Consider the following 17,937-nt stretch of genomic DNA (forward strand, 5'->3'; position numbering starts at 1 on the left):
CCTATATTTGAAACCAAATAAAAACAAAGATGAAAACATTAGAAAAAGGAAGTAAGAAATTATTAAACGCTTGGGCTTTTTATGACTGGGCCAATTCGGTTTATCCGTTAGTGATTTCATCGGCAGTTTTTCCAATATTTTTTGAAGCTTTATTTACAGATAGAAGTCATTACATCGATGTTTTTGGTTTTAGTCTAAAGAATTCAGCTTTAATTAGTTTTGTTACCGCTTTCGCTTTTTTAATAGTTGCTTTTATTTCTCCTTTATTGTCCGGAATTGCAGATTATGTAGGGAATAAGAAATCATTCATGAAGTTTTTTTGCTATTTGGGAGCTTTGTCCTGTATGGGATTGTACTTTTTTAATTTAGAAAATATTTACTTTGGATTATTCTTTTACTTTTTTGGATTGATAGGTTTTTGGGGGAGTTTGGTGTTTTATAATTCTTATTTACCTGATATTGCTTTTCCAGAACAACAGGATAAAATCAGTGCCAAAGGCTATTCTTTGGGATATTTTGGGAGTGTACTTTTATTGATTATTAATTTAGCCATGATAATGAAACCCGAGCTTTTTGGAATCACTGGAACTCCAGGTGAAGCCGCCATGAAAGCCATGCGCTATTCTTTTGTAATGGTTGGAGTTTGGTGGATTTTATTCAGTCAATATTCGTATTATTATTTACCAAAGGGTAATACTAACAACCAAAAAGTATCTAAAGAAGTACTGTTTAATGGCTTCAAAGAATTGAAAAAAGTATGGATGTTACTTGGAGAAAATATATCGTTGAAACGGTATTTAGGCAGTTTTTTTGTGTATAGTATGGCAGTTCAAACGGTTATGCTTGTGGCTACTTATTTTGGTTCACAAGAAATTGCTTGGTCATCAAAAGAGGAAAGTACAACGGGTTTAATAATCTGTATTTTATTGATACAATTAGTAGCAATATTAGGTGCTTTTTTAACTTCTAGAGCTTCTGCAAAATATGGAAATATCCCAACTTTGATGGTGATTAATTGTTTTTGGGTTTTGCTTTGTACTGCCGCTTATTTTATTGAACTTCCGTTGCATTTTTATATTATGGCAGCTTTAGTTGGTTTGGTTATGGGAGGAATTCAAGCATTGTCCCGTTCTACTTATTCTAAATTATTACCAGAAACGGATGATACAGCTTCCTTTTTTAGTTTTTACGATGTTGCCGAAAAAATTGGAATCGTAATTGGAATGTGCGTTTATGGAATCATAGATCAGATAACAGGAAGTCCGAGATTTGCTATCGTTTTTTTAGCTATCTTTTTTGTAGTTGGAGTACTTTTATTGAGAAGGATTCCTAAAAAAGAAGTTTTGAAATAATTGAAATTTACAAAAAAGGTTCTACTGGCTCTTGTATAAAAACAAACTTGAGATAAATTTAAACCACACTTCAGCTTCGTTCAATGCAGGCTAGAATTGATATTAAAATCATTAAAAAGAGCGTCATAGAAAATATTTTTTCACATAATGACTATGCAAACTATGTAAAAGTGAAGCTTCTAAAATTAAATCTATGATTATACAAAAGAAGCTATGTGGTTAAAAACTTTAACAACATTTCCATTAGAGCCAAAAAATAGATGTTTTGAAAAGCCGAAAGTATTTTCGGTTTTTTTTATGGCATAAAGATTGACTTATAGGGTTGATAAAAATTCGATTATCTTTGTTTTTATTTGATATTCAATAAAGTATAATCCTAAAATACTAACTTTGTTTTAATGTAGTTTTTACATATAATGACAAAAAGACTTAAATAATACTATGTCAAATCATAAAATACACACTCTTGACAATCTGTCACTTCAAGAATTTGATTCAGAAACCGAATTAATCCCTTTATTGACACCGGAGGATGAAGAGGAAATGAACAATGAAGAATTACCAGAAACACTGTCTATTTTGCCTTTGCGTAATATGGTCTTGTTTCCAGGCGTAGTTATTCCTATTTCGGCAGGACGTGATAAATCTATAAAATTAATCAACGACGCTTATGCGGCAGGGAAAACTATTGGTGTTGTGGCTCAAAAGAATGAGGAAATTGAAGATCCAACTCCAAATGACATTCACAGCATAGGAACAGTAGCTCGAATTTTGAGAGTTTTAAAAATGCCCGATGGTAATGTAACTATCATTCTTCAGGGTAAAAAACGTTTCGAAATTTCGGAAGTTATTACTGAAGAACCTTATATTACAGCCAATATAAAAGAAGTGGCTGAAAAACGTCCAGCCAAAAAAGACAGCGAATTTTTAGCCATTTTAGATTCGGTTAGAGATTTGGCTATCCAAATTATAAAAGAAAGTCCCAATATTCCAACCGAAGCGACATTTGCTATTAAAAACATTGAAAGCCAATCGTTTTTAATCAATTTTGTGACTTCGAACATGACTTTGCCAGTAGATGAAAAGCAAGCTTTGTTGTCTATTAATGGTTTGAAAGAACGCGCTTTAGAAACGCTTCGTTACATGAATTTGGAGTTGCAAAAACTAGAATTAAAAAACGATATTCAATCGAAAGTTCGTTTTGATTTAGACCAACAACAACGCGAATATTTCTTGCATCAGCAAATAAAAACCATTCAGGAAGAACTAGGTGGTGTTTCGCAGGAAGAGGAAATGGACGAAATGAGCGTCAAAGCTAAAACCAAAAAATGGGACGAAAAAACGCAAAAACATTTCGAAAAAGAATTGTCAAAAATGCGCCGAATGAATCCACAAGCACCTGATTTTGGTATTCAAAGAAATTATTTAGAATTGTTTTTAGAATTGCCTTGGAACGAATTTTCAAAAGATAATTTCGATTTAAAGCGAGCACAGAAAATCCTTGACAAAGACCACTTTGGACTAGATGATGTCAAGAAAAGAATGATCGAACATTTGGCCGTTTTGAAATTGCGAAATGATATGAAATCACCCATTATTTGTTTGACAGGACCTCCGGGAGTGGGTAAAACTTCTATTGGAAGATCGGTGGCTCAAGCTTTAGGAAGAGAATATGTACGTATTTCTCTTGGTGGTTTGCGTGATGAAGCCGAGATTCGTGGACATAGAAAAACATACATTGGTGCTTTGCCAGGAAGAATCATTCAAAGTTTGAAAAAGGCTGGTACCTCAAATCCCGTTTTTGTTTTGGACGAAATTGATAAATTATCCAATAGTCATAATGGCGATCCATCTTCGGCTTTGTTAGAAGTTTTAGATCCAGAACAAAACAGTGCTTTCTATGATAATTTCTTGGAAATGGGTTATGATTTGTCCAAAGTGATGTTTATTGCAACGTCTAATAATATGTCAGCCATTCAACCGGCTTTGCAAGACCGAATGGAAATCATCAAAATGTCGGGTTATACGATTGAAGAAAAAGTAGAAATTGCCCGTCAGCATTTGTTTCCAAAACAATTAAAAGAACATGGTTTAACGACCAAGGATTTGACTATTGGTAAAAAGCAATTAGAAAAAATTGTAGAAGGTTATACTCGTGAATCGGGCGTTCGTGGACTGGAAGCTAAAATTGCTCAAGTCATTCGAAATGCTGCCAAATCTATTGCGATGGAGGAGGAGTACAACAAAAAAGTAACTGATGAAGATGTGGTAAAAGTGCTTGGAATTCCGAGATTAGAAAGAGATAAATACGAAAGTAATGATGTAGCTGGTGTAGTTACAGGATTGGCTTGGACTAGTGTTGGTGGTGATATTCTTTTTATCGAATCCTTGATTTCTCCAGGAAAAGGGACGATGAGCATTACAGGAAATTTAGGTAATGTAATGAAAGAATCCGCAACGATTGCTTTGGAATATATAAAAGCCAATGCGGAATTATTGGGATTAAATCCTGAAACATTGACCAAATACAACATTCACCTACACGTTCCAGAAGGAGCAACGCCAAAAGATGGACCAAGTGCTGGAATTGCGATGTTGACTTCTTTGGTTTCGGTATTGACGCAAAAGAAAGTGAAAAAAGGACTAGCAATGACTGGCGAAATCACGTTGCGTGGAAAAGTATTGCCTGTGGGTGGCATCAAAGAAAAAATCTTGGCGGCCAAAAGAGCTAATATCAAAGAAATTATTTTGTGCCACGAAAACAAAAGCGATATCGACGAAATAAAACCAGAATATATAGATGGACTGACCTTTCATTATGTAAAAGAAATGAGCGAAGTCTTGAAAATAGCAGTTACCGATCAAAAAGTAAAAAACGCGAAAGTGTAATTTATAAACTTTATCAACTAAATTCCATCCTCTAAATCGGATGGAATTTTTTTTTAAATTCCTCTCGAAACTTCGCAAGCAAAATAAGAATTTATGCCATTATAATTTTATCTTCGCAATTGCGTTTTACACTAGTCAATAGTCTTTTGAAGTATGCCTAAAAAACTTTTATTATTTCTTTTATTTTCCTTTTGCACTGTGGTTTACGGTCAAATAGGAGGAAAATCTACTTATCAGTTTTTGAACTTGGTTACTTCGCCAAGACAAGCCGCTTTAGGCGGAAAATCGATTACTATTTATGATAACGATGTCAATCAAGCGCATTTTAATCCAGCGACTATCAATCCAGAAATGGACAATCAACTGGCATTAAATTACGGAAGTTATTTTGGTGAAGTTACCTACGGAACGGCTTCTTATGCTTATACGTACGACCGTCATTTGCAAACTTTTCAGGTAGGCGTGAATTATGTAAACTACGGAAAATTTGATGGTTATGACGAAAACGGAACAGCCACTTCTCAATTTACAGGTAATGAAGTAGCGCTTTCTTTTGGCTATTCGTATAATGTTCCTTACACTGATTTGCATATTGGCGCCAGCGGAAAATTAATTTCTTCTACTTTAGAAAATTACAATTCTATTGGAGGTGCTGTCGATATTGGTGCTGTTTATATCGATGAACCTAATGATGTGAATTGGGCTTTGGTTGTTCGAAATATTGGAACGCAATTCACTACTTATTCGGGTACAAATGAAAAATTACCTTTAGAAATTTTAGCTGGAGTTTCCCAAGAATTAGAAAATGTGCCTTTGCGTTGGCATCTTACTTTAGAAAATTTACAGCAATGGAATATTTCGTTTTCGAATCCTAATCAAGCCGAAAATTCACTTGATGGCAGTTCTAGTGATAAAAAAGTATCTTTCCTAGGAAACGCCATGCGTCACGTGATTATTGGAGCGGAACTTTTTCCGAAGAAATCTTTTAATATTAGACTAGGATATAATTTCAGAAGAGCCGAAGAATTACTAATTTTGGAGCAACGAAATTTTTCTGGAATTTCGATAGGGTTTGGTTTGAAAATCAATAAATTGAAATTCAACTATTCGTATTCGAGATATACATTGGCAGCCAACACGAGTTTGTTTGGCTTGACCGTAAACTTACAATAACACTATTTTGGACAAAAAAATTATCATAGCAATAGACGGATTTTCATCAACTGGCAAGAGTACTTTGGCCAAAGAATTAGCCAAACATTTAGGCTACGTTTATGTAGATACGGGAGCTATGTATCGTGCCGTATCTTTATTTGCGATGCAAAACGGTTATATTGGTGCGGCATTTTTTGATGTAGAATCCTTAATCAATAGTTTACCTTTTATCAAATTAGTGTTTAAATTCAATCCCGATTTAGGTTTTGCCGAAATGTATTTGAATGGAGTTAATGTCGAAAAAGAAATTCGTACGCTGGAAGTTTCTTCTTATGTGAGCAAAGTAGCCGAAATTCATGAAGTTCGAGTAAAACTAGTCGAGCAACAACAAGAAATGGGCAAAAATAAAGGCATCGTAATGGACGGAAGAGATATTGGAACGGTAGTTTTTCCAAATGCTGAACTTAAAATTTTTATGACAGCCAGTCCGCAAACTCGAGCCGAAAGAAGATTTAAAGAATTGACAAGAAACGGTGCTGATGTAACCTTTGAAGAAGTTTTTAAAAATGTTGAAGAGCGCGATTACATTGATACGCATCGAGAAGATTCACCACTGATTAAAGCTAAAGATGCTGTAGAATTTGATAATTCGAATGTTACCAAACAAGAACAATTCGAAAAAGTGTTGCAATTAGTAAAATTGTAATTTTTACAAAAATTTAGCTTTCAATTCAGGAGTTGGAATCATGCAACTTTCTTTTTTGCCATACCATTTGTATCGGTTTTTAGCAATGTAATCGTAGAGGGAGTTTCTAATTCCTGTTGGGATAATTCTGAAAATGGTTCCCAAATGCCAAAAACCACCCAAACTTTTCGCAATTTCAATAGCTGCCGACGATTTGTAATAATAAGCAACACCAGGTTCATACAAAATAATACTGTCAATATTTTTTGGATTTATGCCAATGTGATTTAGAATTTCCTGCCCCAAATCGGATTGTAAGGCTACAAATCGAAATATATCTTTAGAGTCGTGTTGAATCACAAATTGCACTGCCGAATTGCACAAATTACAAATGCCATCAAAGAGAATTATTTTTTTGTTTTGTGGAAGGTTGAGCATGGTTTTAATTCACTTTTTTTGAATAACTTATTTTTTCTAATTTCCTGCAAGGTCTTTTTTTTGACCTTGTAGGTATTTAGGAATTGACAACATACCTACAAGGTTTTGAAAACCTTGCAGGAAATCGAAAGGTTTTAAAAAATAAATGTCTAACTCAAAACATGCGAAGCCAAAACCATGTGAACATCATAAACATTCACCGATTTGTTGAATTGTTTTCTAATACTCGGCTGTAATTCACTAGAAACCCATATTTTAAGTTCTGCATCAAGATCAAAAGTTCCTGCAGTTTCGATACTGAATCTGGAAATGCTTTTGTAAGTAATTGATTTGTATTCTACTTTACTAGCCGTTAATCCTTGTTTTTCTACCAAAATCAAGCGTTTGGTAGTGAAAATGAATACATCACGAATGAGTTTGAAACCCAATTCGATTTCTTCTCCTTGAATTAATAATTGACCGTAGTCTTTCATTAAACTTTCTTGACTAACTGCTCCTGCATTGCCTAATAAGGCTGAAAAAAATCCCATAATTGTACGTGTTTGTTAATTTCAAAAGTAATCTTTTCAAATTAAATTTTACGACTTACCTATTAATAATTTGATGATGGTATTGAACGTGAAAAATAGTAAAATAAAGCATTTCTTTCACGGTAATTTTCCCAAGTGCAGGATGAGGACATTGGTATCGATCTAATTCTTCTTCCGACCAGTTTTGCAAATTGTAAATAAACTTTTCTATTGTTTGTTTTCCTGTGGCAATTAATTCTTCAATATTAGAATCTAAATGAAGTTCTGGAATAAATGGAGCGGGCGATTTCACACCATTTGTCAAAGCATTTTGATAGGTTTTAACAAATTCAGCATAACTTATAGAAGCTCTTTTTGATAAGCCAAAATTGGTCTCGATATCCGTTTTTGGAAGTGATAAAAATTGACTAGGTCGAGATAAAGTCAAATTGATGTACTCTACGTTTTGTGCTACTGACCATTTATCATTTTTGGAAATAGTGGGATTAGGCAATTGTATTGCTGAATTCCAAAAAGATTCATGTGACACATTCAGTTGGTTTATTATTTCAGACTTATTCATCTTTAGGTTTGTTCTTTAAATATTCTTCGGTAAAGTGTTCACGATGTTTGGGTTTTGCAAACTTTTCTGCATTATAAGTACTCGAATTTCCTCTTGGAATAGAGAGTGAAATCCAATTAGTATCACAAATCATTTTACCAATAAATACCATTTGTCCCACATGATAAGGATAATGCGCCAATTGCCTGTTGATAGCTTCTGCAATGGAATGTCCTTGGTTTCGAATATAAATTGTTTTAGTGAAATCTTCTTCTGTTAAAGAATTTAAAGCATTGAAAAGACAATCCCAACCTTCGTTCCATTTTTGAATTAAAACTTCTTTTGAATCAATATCATTGTCAAATTCAGCATCTCGTTGTCGCCATTCTTTCTCTCCATCAGCAGTCAAAAAATCAGTCCAGCGGGAAAGCATATTGCCGTGAAGGTGTTTCACGATAATGGCTACACTATTGCTCTCTTCGTTGTATTGCCAGAATAATTTTTCATCAGGCAATTGGGCAATGGTTTTATCACCTAGCATTTTGTAATACTCAAATTGTTTTTTGGCACTTTCTAAATAATCGGTATCCATAATTTTTGGTTTTAATGGTTAATCATAATATTCCTGTTTCCAGTTGTTCCAAATAAATAAATTCAGGCGATTCAACTCCTGCCTCTTTTCTAATCTGAATTAATTCAGGCGATTCGAAAAATTTTTTAGCATTTTCAAGTGAAGACCAACTGGAAAAATGAACAATTTTGTTGGCTTCATTTTCATATTTTAATACTTGATAACTTATTTCTCCAGCTTCTTTTCTGATTGTAGAAGCGTTATCGAATATTATTTTCCAAGCAGTATAGTCTTGTACTTCGTGGATAATTAATACATATTTCATTGTTTTTATTTTTACAATATACCAATCAGTATATTTTTGTTCAAATTTTTTTAAGCTTTTAAATCTTGAATCATTCTTTCCAGAAAACCCATTGTGATGTGCAATACGGTTGGATTGCCATTGACTTTAGCCTGCATCACAGCACCTTCAATAAGTGACATCAAAACGGCTGAAAATTCTTCAACATTTGTATTGGCTTTGATTTCATTAGAAGCAATTCCATTTTGAATGTGTTTTTCAATAGCATTTTTCCATAAAAACAAGGCATTAATTGCTTTTTTTCTCAACAATGGATGGGTATCGTCTGCTTCGATAGCCGTATTGAGTACAGGACAACCAGCTTCTAGAAAAGGCAATTCCAAAAAATTGCGGTAGGTTTCTGGATAAACCAAAAGTTTGTCAATTGTACTTGAACGTTGTTGTATTTTTTGTTTCAAATGGTTTACAATTAAACTAAAATTATGATCAAAAGCTGCCAAAGCGACTTCGTCTTTATTTTCGAAATTGCCATAAATACTCCCTTTTGTCAAACCTGTTGCGGTAATCATGTCATTCAAAGAAGTACCTGTATAACCTTTTGCGTTAAAGATTGGTGCTGTTTTTTCGATTATAAATTGTTTGGTTCGTTCTGCTTTTGACATTTTGCTGAATTGGTTTTCGAATACAAATATAATAAAATATACCAATCGGTATAATAAAAATCAAAAAAAATATTTTGTAGCGTGAAATTTAATAATACAATCTGAAATCTAAAAGTTTACAAGCTGCAAAATACTTTTGGTGCAATTCTTCTACAATTTCAATTACATCATCAATTTCCTGACACAAACTAAAAAAAGCTTTGTCGATAGTATTGCTGCTGGAAATTTTAGTATGAGTAGTACCATAACCTGAAATAGCGTAAGCTCCCGTAATATCCAGGAAATATTGGGCTTCGTCGGGAGTTAAGTCCAACACTTTGGTATTGGCAAAATGAATGATTTTGCCTTTCATTTTACCTTCAAAAATTTCGGCAATTTCTTGAAAACTGTAGTAATAATTATTCAGACAAATCGAATTGGCTTCGCCTGGCATAACCAAATAAATAATTTCATAATCAGTAAAATTATGGTCGTGATAGAGCAGCGTGTTTAAGCTTTCTTCTAGACCTTCAATGGTGTCACAGGTTTTATATATACTCGAAATGCCATAATCTGTTACTAATTGTTCCAAATCTTTGACAACTTGAGTTATTTCGTTGATTTCTACATCGGCTACAGCTTCGAGGCAGAAAATGAATTTGTCGTTATTCATTGTTTTTAGCTTGTGGTCTATTTTTAGAAGTAAATCGCTGGTTCTAAATTTGGAAATTCAAAACAAGACAAAATACTTTTTTTGCAAATTTATAGTTACCAAATGATAAATATCAGTATTCATCTTAAAAGTTTTTCGTAATATTACTACATAAAACAGTTGGAATGAGAAAGATTAAATACAAGAAAAGCAAAAAGAATCAACCTTACAATTTAGAGTACACAGGAATCCATAAAAATACCAATTCAGAAATGCAATTGTTTGTGTATGATGACTTAAATGTATCTGAATTTGAGTGTTTTACTGTGTATGATTTAGAAAAATGTATCGATTTTCAAAAAACAAATTGGTTGAATATTCATGGTTTAAACGATCTTGATTTACTGCAAACTATTAGCGCTCATTTCAAAATAGATAATTTTATGCTTGCCGATATTTTGAATACCACAAAACGAACCAAAATCGAAGAGCAACAAGATATTTTATTTTTTAATATCAAATCATTATTACCAGTAGAAGATTCGGATGGTATTCGAGTAGAGCAAATTAGTTTTTTGATGAAGGAAGGAATTTTGATTTCGTTTCAAGAAAAACGTTCTGACTTTTTTACGCACATTAGAGAACGAATCAGGACTCATTCAGGTATTGTCAGGACAAAAAAAGCGGATTATTTGCTTTACATTCTTTTGGATGCAATTATGGAAAATTTCTATGTTACGCTAGAAAATGAAGAAGATAAAATAGAAAATTTAATCGATATGACTAAAAATAATATCGATCCTATAATTCTTGAAAAGATTGAGCAACATCGTGATAATTTTAATTTCTTGAAACGATCTATCATTCCGCTTCGGGATTCTTTGTATGAAATTAAGAATATTAAAGACGATACAGTTTTCAACGGTATTGAAGCTGGAAATTTTACTTTTTTCTCCAGATTGTATCAAAAAAGTTTAGAACTTCTAGAACAAATAGAGTCTGATATGGGTTCATTAGAAAGTGCTTCTAATTTCTTTTTTTCGGCTCAAACGCATAAGATGAACGAGATTATGAAAACCTTGACTATTATTTCGGTCATATTTATTCCACTTACTTTTATTGTGGGTGTCTATGGAATGAATTTCGATAATATGCCAGAATTACGTATGGAAAATGGCTATTTTGTTGTGGTAGGATTTATGTTTTTGATTGTTTTAGGAATGATTTATTATTTCAAAAGACGCCGTTGGTTTTGATTATTAAAGTGATATAAAATAGTTTAAAAGAGATAACATGAAAAAAGCGATCTACATAGCTACCAGTGAAGAAAGTAGTGGAAAATCGATAGTCACCTTGGGTTTGATGAGTATGCTAATGAGTAAAACGGCCAAAGTAGGCTATTTTAGACCTATAGTAGAAGATTTTGAAGAAGGAAAAATGGATAATCATACTGAAACGGTTATTACTCATTTTGGATTGGATATTGAATTTGAAGATGCTTATGCCATTACAAAAAGTAGGTTAATCAAAAAGAAAAACAAAGGAAAAATTGGCGAAGTAATCGATTTGATTATCGACAAATACAAACGCCTTGAAGAACGATTTGATTTTGTTTTGGTAGAAGGCACCAGTTTCATGGGTGAAGGAACAGCTATCGAATTGGATATGAATGTTTTGATTGCCAAAAACCTTGGAATTCCTGCCATTATTGTAGGTTCTGGCGTTGGAAAAACATTAGACGAATTGGTAGATAGTCTTTATTTGGCTTACGATTCTTTCAAAGTGAAAGATGTAGAAGTTTTGGCAATTATTGGTAACAAAGTACAGCCCGAAAATATTAGTTTAGTTACCGAAGGCTTGAAAAAAAGCTTGCCAAAAGACGTTTTAATTAATGCAATTCCTATTATTTCTAGTTTGAATAATCCAACGATTCAAGAAATTGTCAAGGTTTTGAATGCCAAAGTTTTATTTGGAGAAGCGTTTTTGAACAATCAAATTGGTAGTTTTAGTGTAGGAGCGATGCAACTCCGAAATTATTTATTGAACCTAAAAGAAAATGGTTTAGTGATAACTCCAGGCGATCGAGCTGATATTATTTTAGGAGCTTTACAAGCCAACGAATCGGTTAATTATCCCACCATTTCTGGAATTGTTTTAACTGGAAATATCATCCCCGAAGATAGTATTTTGAAGTTAATCGAAGGACTTTCTACAGTTGTACCCATAATTGCGGTAGAAGAAGGTACGTATCATATTACCAACAGAATAGGTTCTATTAAATCTAAAATTTATGCCAATAATAAAGAGAAGATTTTAACTTCCATAAATGCGTTCGAAAATTATGTTGATTTAGAAAGCCTGACCGAAAAATTCATCAAGTTTGAATCTGCTGGAATGACACCAAAAATGTTTCAGTACAATATGGTCAAAAGAGCCAAAAAACATCGCAAACATATTGTTTTGCCCGAAGGAAATGACGACCGAATCATCATTGCGGCTTCTAGATTATTGGCTATGGATGTGGTAGATATTTCGATTATTGGCAACAAAAAACAAATCGAAAATAAGATTACCGAATTAGGTTTGGCTTTTGATTTTTCTAAAGTGAATATCATAAGTCCAAGAAAAGATTCTCACTATGATGATTATGTAAATACTTATTATGAGTTACGAAAAGCAAAGAAAATGACTCTTGAAGTAGCACGAGATTTAATGGAAGATGGTGCCTATTTCGGAACCATGATGGTTTATAAAGGTCACGCAGATGGTATGGTTTCTGGAGCGGCTCATACGACGCAACATACGATTTTGCCTGCTTTGCAGTTCATTAAAACCAAACAGAATTGTTCCATAGTTTCCTCCGTATTTTTTATGTGCTTGGAAGATCGGGTTTCTATTTTTGGGGATTGTGCCATCAATCCAAATCCTACCGCAGAACAATTGGCAGAAATCGCTATATCATCTGCAGAATCGAGTTTGGCTTTTGGTATTGAACCCAAAATTGCAATGCTTTCCTATTCATCAGGTTCGTCTGGTAAAGGCGATGAAGTAGATAAAGTAAGAGAAGCCACGGAAATTGTTCGTCAAAAACGTCCTGATTTAAAAATTGAAGGACCAATTCAATACGATGCAGCTGTTGATCCAATTGTAGGTCAAAGTAAAATGCCCAATTCCGAAGTAGCAGGACATGCCAGCGTTTTGATTTTCCCTGATTTGAACACTGGAAATAATACCTACAAAGCCGTTCAAAGAGAAACTGGAGCATTAGCCATTGGACCAATGTTGCAAGGATTAAACAAACCCGTAAACGATTTAAGCCGTGGTTGTACGGTGGATGATATTATAAATACAGTCGTAATTACAGCCATTCAAGCGCAAGGATTTTAATTTCAGATTTCAGAATGCAGATTTCAGATTAAAAAATAATAATAAACTTTGCGTCTTCGCGGTAAAAAATAAAGCAAAAAAGAATATGAAAATAGTAATAATAAATTCAGGAAGTTCATCTATAAAATACCAGTTAATCGAAATGCCAACACAAGCAGTCATTTGTTCAGGAATGATTGATCGAATAGGCTTGGAATCGTCTAATTTTAGTTATGCAACCGATACTAATAAAATAGAGGAGATTTTACCAATTGCCAATCATAAAATTGGATTGGAAAAAATTGCCCAACTATTAATGGATGAAAAAGTAGGTGTGATTAAAAGTACCAGCGAAATAAAAGCTGTCGGTCATCGTGTGGTGCATGGTGGAAGTTATTTTTCGAATACGACGATTATTAATGAAGAAGTTAAAGATAAAATAAAAGAACTTTCAGAACTCGCTCCATTGCACAATCCAGCACATTTAGTTGGTATAAATGTAGCGGAACAAATTTTTGCCTCGGCTACACAAATTGCCGTTTTTGACACCGCTTTTCATCAAACGATTCCTGTTGAAGCTTATAAATACGCCATTCCGAATTATCTTTTAACGGAAAATAAAATTCGGGTTTATGGTTTTCATGGCACCAGTCATAAATATGTTTCGGAAAAAGCTATTGATTATTTAAAAGATAGTTCTAAAATCATCACTATACATTTAGGAAATGGCTGTAGCATCACTGCAATAAAAGATGGAAAAAGTATCGATCATTCGATGGGATTTTCGCCTGCTAATGGTTTAATAATGGGAACAAGAGCTGGAGATATTGATCAATCCGTGATTTTTTATTTGGTAAAAACATTAGGATATACTCCAGATGAAGTCAATGCTATTTTGCTAAAACAGAGCGGAATGCTTGGGCTTACAGGTTATAGTGATTTAAGAGATATTGAATCGAATGCAGGACAAGGCAACAAGGATTGTCAATTGGCTTTAGCCATGAATGCCTATCGAATTAAGAAATATATTGGTGCTTATGCCGCTGCTCTAAACGGTTTGGACGCTATTGTTTTTACTGCTGGAATTGGAGAAAACTCATCCTATATGCGAGAGCTAGTTTGTATCGATATGGAGTTTTTTGGATTAGCATTAGATAAATTTAAAAATGAAATTCGTTCGAAAGAAATTAGAGAAATCAATTTGCCAGAGTCTAAAACCAAAATTTTAGTGATTCCAACCAATGAAGAATTAGAAATTGCCAATCAGGTGTATGATTTGATAGTGGGTTAAATAAAAAATAAATTATGAATTTTTATACTAAATCTTTATTGCTTTTTTGTTCATTATTGTCTGCGATTTCCTGTAAATCACAAACAGTAATTTTTAATGCGGTTGAAAATAAAACTATAGTTAGCGACACTACTTTTGTCAATATAAAAGACTACAGTCAAGATTTTGTCTTTGATATGAAATACGCTACTTCGGATAATTTTCTGAAAGCCAAAGTCTATGATTGTGCCGAATGTTTTTTGCGATTCAAAACCGTTAAAGCCATTATTAAAGCCAACACCATTTTTATGAAAAAAGGCTATCGAATCAAGTTTTTTGATTGTTATCGTCCTTTGGATATTCAGAAAAAAATGTGGGCAATTGTATCCAATCCGTCTTATGTGGCTGATCCTAAAAAAGGTTCGATTCACAATAGAGGAGGAGCAGTCGATATTACTTTGGTAGATGCTAACGGGAAAGAACTCGACATGGGAACTGCTTTCGATTTTTTTGGTATCGAAGCCAGTCACAATTATGCTAAAATTTCGAAAGAGGTAAAAGCCAATAGAAAATTATTGAAAAAGATAATGATTCAAAATGGCTTTAATTCCTTTGATTCCGAATGGTGGCATTACAATTTGAAATCTGCTTTGACAGATAAAGTATCGAACGAAAAATGGAAATGCGATTAGTTTTCTACACAATGTAGGTAATCCATAAAATACGTTTCAGGATTGTAAATTTGGTTGTTCATTTCGGATTGAAATTGTTTTTTCAAAACGTAATCTTCAGTATTGGTTAGCGATTTTATCCGCATCAAATTCACAGGTGAACTTTTTAAATCTTCCATAGAACCTTTCATAAACATAAAAGTTCCTGACAAAACTCTGTTGTCAAAACCATTGTTATCTCGAATCATTGTACCACAATTTTCCTGATCAATATGAAGCAGCGTTACTATTTTTCCGTTATTCAATTGAAGAAATAATTTAGAGTTTTTGTCAAAACAATTGGCTCTCAAAAAATCTTTACTTTTTTGAATCAGTTGCAAATTAAGTGTTGGAGTTCCATCGGTCAACGAAAATGAACAGAAGATGTAACTGTTGTTTCCAGCAAAATTTTTCTCATACATCATACATTCCTTGGTCGATTTATAAGTGCCAATAGAATCAGTAACATTGCTGCTATATTCGCAAGGTTTTTGAGCAAATAGTGTAGCACTTATGAAACATATAATTAAAAGGAAAGCTTTATTCATTTTGGTTTATTTTTTTGCAAATTAAAACTATTTTGTTGTTATTTTCATCGGTTGTGAAAAAACAATATTTTTTCCCACCATCTTTTATTTTCCATTTTTTTCGAATGTTTTCTACAGTTTCTGGAAAATTTCGAGTTGTGATGTTAAGTTGTTGATTTTCAATATGTTTTTTGATTTCGTTTTTAGCATAAGCAAATGAATGTTCAATCTCGAAAACCCTTCCTGGAAAATCAATTAAAGTTGCATTAGTGTATAAATGCGAATGTTTGTGTAATTTATTAAGCTCAAAAAAAGTACTCACTTCGTCAAACCCACCCGATTTCATGATGGCACTGTTGGGTTCGTAAATGTATTTTTGTGGTAAACTATAATTTGGAATTTCATTGGTTTCGTCCAAAAGAAATTCGAAAGTATCTATTTTATCTTTTAGAATATTAGCCGTTTTGATGTTTATTTTACCTGAAAAATCTTTTTGTAATTCCCATAGTAGTTCTTTGACTTCGTTCTCTAAAGCCACAATATGAATGGTTTTTACGTTTTGGAGTTCTAATAATCCTGCTGAAATATCCAAAAGTGGAGCTGTTTTAATCAGGATAGAATTTGAATATTCAAATAAGAAATCCAAATTTTCAGGAACATTGGGCAAACAATCTTCGAGCATGAAAACTTTTCCTTTGGCATTGTTTCTTCGGGAAGGATCAATGTAAATCCAATCCCATTTTGTTTTTAATTCCTCTAAAATAGTCAAACTATCGCCTAAATAACAACTGATGTTTTTCTCATTCAATTGTTCTAAATTGTGTTGAACGATTTCTGAAAGTTCAGGATTGATTTCGCAATGCGCAACTGTTTTCATTTTTTGAGCAAAATAAAAATCATCCACACTAAAACCACCTGTTAAATCAATTAGACTTTCTCCAGAAATTAGAGAAGCTTTGTATGAAGCAGTTTGTTCAGAAGAAGTTTGTTCTATCGAAATCTTGTTGGGATAAATGATGTTTTCTGTGGCAAACCAAGTCGGCAATTTAAGTTTTGCTTTGGTTTTGGCCTCAATTTGATTTAAAATAGTAATCCATTCTACCTCTGGAAACGGATTTTTTTGCAAAGCTAGTTTTGAGATATTTGTATCAATGTTTTTATTGATAAATAACTGTATATTAGGATTTAGTATTGGTAAAGGCAACATCAAATGTCTTTAGTGAGTAGTTTAATAATGGTGTTTTCTGGAAAGAATTCTTTTCCAATGACTTTTAAAATAGTGTATAAAGGAACAGCAACCACCATTCCTAAAATGCCAGAAAGAAAGCCTGCTATTAAGGTTACCAAAAATATTTCTAATGGATGTGAACTTACACTTTTAGAAAAAATAATAGGTTGTGAAAAGTTATTATCAATAACTTGAACCAACCAAAAACCTATCAATACATAAATAGTTGTAGGTAAAATTTCGGTTTGAAAATCACTTCCAATATTGCTCAACATGGTTAAAACAGCCGCCAAAACCGAAGCAATTAACGGCCCAATGTAAGGGACAATATTCAATACGGCACACAAAAAAGCAATAATCAATAAATTAGGAATTCCGAAAATTAATAAAACAATAACATACAAAACGAACACTATCGATAATTGTAGTAATAAGCCCAAGAAATAGCGAGAAAGTAAATGATTGGTTTTGTGCAAAGAATTTAATATTTGTTCTTCATGGCTATCTGGAATTAATTTTTTGACACTAACAATAAACATTAATCTGTCTTTCAAAAAGAAAAAAGTAATAAACAAGACCGATGCTAAACCCATTCCAAAACTACCTATGGTTCCAATTATAGCATTCAAAAAATTAGGAATAAAGTTGAAATTAATTTTAGATGTCAAATTCGATTCTTTGAGCATTTGTTCTGAATCGATATTGTGACTTTCTAAAAACGTAGTGACTTTAACGGTTAATTCAGCAATACTTTTTTCTATTTCGGCTGTTTTCAAAAGAGACAAATTTTGTCCTTGAGAGGAAATTAAAGGAATAACCATCAAAATAAAACCAGCAATGAATAGGACAAAAATTAAAAGTGTAGCAATAGTGGCAAGGGTATGCTTGAATTTTAATTTATTTTTGAAGAAATCAAGAATAGGATTTCCAATTAGGGTAAGAATTAAAGAAACCAGTAAATAAATTAAAACGGACTGAATCAAGTATAAAAAATACAAGGCTATTGCAATCAAAACCAAAAAACCTATCGCTCTTAAAATGCCGTTTGCTATTGTTTTTGATGTCATGATGAGTTTTT

The 17,937-nt window shown here is 32.9% G+C and carries 18 protein-coding genes; 8 read left to right on the plus strand and 10 right to left on the minus strand.

Features of this window, described 5'->3' with window-relative positions; genetic code table 11:
• Positions 1-29 precede the first annotated feature (29 nt).
• From OZP15_RS07820 to cmk, 4 genes are all read left to right on the plus strand, one after another.
• Positions 30-1,352 carry an MFS transporter gene (locus OZP15_RS07820; RefSeq protein ID WP_281337459.1) on the plus strand — a complete coding sequence of 441 codons (1,323 nt, stop codon included), beginning with the start codon at positions 30-32 and terminating at the stop codon, positions 1,350-1,352.
• Positions 1,353-1,793: 441 nt separating this feature from the next.
• Positions 1,794-4,241 carry an endopeptidase La gene (gene lon, locus OZP15_RS07825; protein ID WP_281337460.1) on the plus strand — a complete coding sequence of 816 codons (2,448 nt, stop codon included), beginning with the start codon at positions 1,794-1,796 and terminating at the stop codon, positions 4,239-4,241.
• 153 nt (positions 4,242-4,394) lie between these two features.
• Complete coding sequence (gene porQ / locus OZP15_RS07830) at positions 4,395-5,414, plus strand: type IX secretion system protein PorQ (protein WP_269224964.1); 1,020 nt, start codon at positions 4,395-4,397, stop codon at positions 5,412-5,414.
• 7 nt (positions 5,415-5,421) lie between these two features.
• Complete coding sequence (gene cmk / locus OZP15_RS07835; protein ID WP_269224965.1) at positions 5,422-6,102, plus strand: (d)CMP kinase; 681 nt, start codon at positions 5,422-5,424, stop codon at positions 6,100-6,102.
• Positions 6,103-6,105: 3 nt separating this feature from the next.
• Here cmk and OZP15_RS07840 read toward each other — a convergent pair whose 3' ends face one another.
• The 7 genes from OZP15_RS07840 to OZP15_RS07870 all read right to left on the minus strand — a co-directional run bounded on the left by OZP15_RS07840 (position 6,106) and on the right by OZP15_RS07870 (position 9,779).
• On the minus strand, positions 6,106-6,519 hold the full coding sequence (locus OZP15_RS07840; RefSeq protein ID WP_269224966.1) for a thiol-disulfide oxidoreductase DCC family protein: 414 nt from the start codon (positions 6,517-6,519) through the stop codon (positions 6,106-6,108).
• 149 nt (positions 6,520-6,668) lie between these two features.
• A complete protein-coding gene (locus tag OZP15_RS07845) occupies positions 6,669-7,049 on the minus strand; it encodes a PH domain-containing protein (RefSeq protein ID WP_281337461.1) in 381 nt (126 codons plus the stop codon).
• A gap of 55 nt (positions 7,050-7,104) precedes the next feature.
• Positions 7,105-7,611 (minus strand): DinB family protein, encoded by a 507-nt coding sequence (locus OZP15_RS07850; protein WP_269224968.1) that lies wholly within the window; start codon positions 7,609-7,611, stop codon positions 7,105-7,107.
• Entirely contained in the window at positions 7,604-8,182 is a 579-nt protein-coding gene (locus OZP15_RS07855) for a DUF1572 domain-containing protein (protein WP_269224969.1), read from the minus strand. The genes OZP15_RS07850 and OZP15_RS07855 overlap by 8 nt, the downstream gene beginning before the upstream one ends.
• Before the next feature lie 22 nt (positions 8,183-8,204).
• On the minus strand, positions 8,205-8,486 hold the full coding sequence (locus OZP15_RS07860; RefSeq protein WP_269224970.1) for an antibiotic biosynthesis monooxygenase: 282 nt from the start codon (positions 8,484-8,486) through the stop codon (positions 8,205-8,207).
• Between the two features lie 50 nt (positions 8,487-8,536).
• On the minus strand, positions 8,537-9,127 hold the full coding sequence (locus tag OZP15_RS07865; RefSeq protein ID WP_281337462.1) for a TetR/AcrR family transcriptional regulator: 591 nt from the start codon (positions 9,125-9,127) through the stop codon (positions 8,537-8,539).
• Positions 9,128-9,215: 88 nt separating this feature from the next.
• Positions 9,216-9,779, minus strand: a complete 564-nt coding sequence (locus OZP15_RS07870; protein WP_269224972.1) for a DUF6642 family protein — start codon at positions 9,777-9,779, stop codon at positions 9,216-9,218.
• A gap of 164 nt (positions 9,780-9,943) precedes the next feature.
• Between OZP15_RS07870 and corA the strand changes: the two genes are divergently transcribed.
• The 4 genes from corA (at position 9,944) to OZP15_RS07890 (ending at position 15,086) form a co-directional block, all read left to right on the plus strand.
• Entirely contained in the window at positions 9,944-11,014 is a 1,071-nt protein-coding gene (gene corA / locus OZP15_RS07875) for a magnesium/cobalt transporter CorA (protein ID WP_281337463.1), read from the plus strand.
• A gap of 37 nt (positions 11,015-11,051) precedes the next feature.
• Positions 11,052-13,145, plus strand: coding sequence for a phosphate acetyltransferase (gene pta / locus OZP15_RS07880; protein ID WP_281337464.1), 2,094 nt, complete (start codon positions 11,052-11,054; stop codon positions 13,143-13,145).
• An 85-nt stretch (positions 13,146-13,230) separates the two neighbouring features.
• A complete protein-coding gene (locus tag OZP15_RS07885; protein WP_269224973.1) occupies positions 13,231-14,415 on the plus strand; it encodes an acetate/propionate family kinase in 1,185 nt (394 codons plus the stop codon).
• A 14-nt stretch (positions 14,416-14,429) separates the two neighbouring features.
• Positions 14,430-15,086, plus strand: a complete 657-nt coding sequence (locus OZP15_RS07890; protein WP_281337465.1) for a M15 family metallopeptidase — start codon at positions 14,430-14,432, stop codon at positions 15,084-15,086.
• On the opposite strand, the gene OZP15_RS07895 is transcribed toward OZP15_RS07890, so the two are convergent.
• Genes OZP15_RS07895 through OZP15_RS07905 form a run of 3 tightly spaced genes read right to left on the minus strand, consistent with a single transcriptional unit; the run spans position 15,083 to position 17,929 of the window.
• Positions 15,083-15,652, minus strand: a complete 570-nt coding sequence (locus OZP15_RS07895) for a hypothetical protein (RefSeq protein WP_269224974.1) — start codon at positions 15,650-15,652, stop codon at positions 15,083-15,085. The two genes, OZP15_RS07890 and OZP15_RS07895, sit on opposite strands and share 4 nt — an antisense overlap.
• Positions 15,645-16,835, minus strand: coding sequence for a class I SAM-dependent methyltransferase (locus OZP15_RS07900; RefSeq protein ID WP_269227893.1), 1,191 nt, complete (start codon positions 16,833-16,835; stop codon positions 15,645-15,647). The genes OZP15_RS07895 and OZP15_RS07900 overlap by 8 nt, the downstream gene beginning before the upstream one ends.
• Positions 16,836-16,837: 2 nt before the next feature.
• Complete coding sequence (locus tag OZP15_RS07905; protein ID WP_281337477.1) at positions 16,838-17,929, minus strand: AI-2E family transporter; 1,092 nt, start codon at positions 17,927-17,929, stop codon at positions 16,838-16,840.
• Between the last annotated feature and the right edge of the window lie 8 nt (positions 17,930-17,937).

Origin of the sequence: Flavobacterium eburneipallidum (assembly GCF_027111355.2) — a bacterium.
Classification (GTDB): Bacteria; Bacteroidota; Bacteroidia; order Flavobacteriales; family Flavobacteriaceae; genus Flavobacterium; species Flavobacterium eburneipallidum.

Excerpts from the sequence above, each read along its gene's own strand:
- porQ (WP_269224964.1), top strand. The coding sequence starts at position 4,395 with ATGCCTAAAAAACTTTTATTATTTCTTTTATTTTCCTTTTGCACTGTG.
- OZP15_RS07870 (WP_269224972.1), bottom strand. The coding sequence starts at position 9,779 with ATGAATAACGACAAATTCATTTTCTGCCTCGAAGCTGTAGCCGATGTA.
- OZP15_RS07885 (WP_269224973.1), top strand. The coding sequence starts at position 13,231 with ATGAAAATAGTAATAATAAATTCAGGAAGTTCATCTATAAAATACCAG.
- OZP15_RS07895 (WP_269224974.1), bottom strand. The coding sequence starts at position 15,652 with ATGAATAAAGCTTTCCTTTTAATTATATGTTTCATAAGTGCTACACTA.
- OZP15_RS07860 (WP_269224970.1), bottom strand. The coding sequence starts at position 8,486 with ATGAAATATGTATTAATTATCCACGAAGTACAAGACTATACTGCTTGG.
- OZP15_RS07845 (WP_281337461.1), bottom strand. The coding sequence starts at position 7,049 with ATGGGATTTTTTTCAGCCTTATTAGGCAATGCAGGAGCAGTTAGTCAA.
- OZP15_RS07820 (WP_281337459.1), top strand. The coding sequence starts at position 30 with ATGAAAACATTAGAAAAAGGAAGTAAGAAATTATTAAACGCTTGGGCT.
- pta (WP_281337464.1), top strand. The coding sequence starts at position 11,052 with ATGAAAAAAGCGATCTACATAGCTACCAGTGAAGAAAGTAGTGGAAAA.
- OZP15_RS07850 (WP_269224968.1), bottom strand. The coding sequence starts at position 7,611 with ATGAATAAGTCTGAAATAATAAACCAACTGAATGTGTCACATGAATCT.
- lon (WP_281337460.1), top strand. The coding sequence starts at position 1,794 with ATGTCAAATCATAAAATACACACTCTTGACAATCTGTCACTTCAAGAA.
- OZP15_RS07855 (WP_269224969.1), bottom strand. The coding sequence starts at position 8,182 with ATGGATACCGATTATTTAGAAAGTGCCAAAAAACAATTTGAGTATTAC.
- OZP15_RS07840 (WP_269224966.1), bottom strand. The coding sequence starts at position 6,519 with ATGCTCAACCTTCCACAAAACAAAAAAATAATTCTCTTTGATGGCATT.
- OZP15_RS07890 (WP_281337465.1), top strand. The coding sequence starts at position 14,430 with ATGAATTTTTATACTAAATCTTTATTGCTTTTTTGTTCATTATTGTCT.
- OZP15_RS07865 (WP_281337462.1), bottom strand. The coding sequence starts at position 9,127 with ATGTCAAAAGCAGAACGAACCAAACAATTTATAATCGAAAAAACAGCA.
- corA (WP_281337463.1), top strand. The coding sequence starts at position 9,944 with ATGAGAAAGATTAAATACAAGAAAAGCAAAAAGAATCAACCTTACAAT.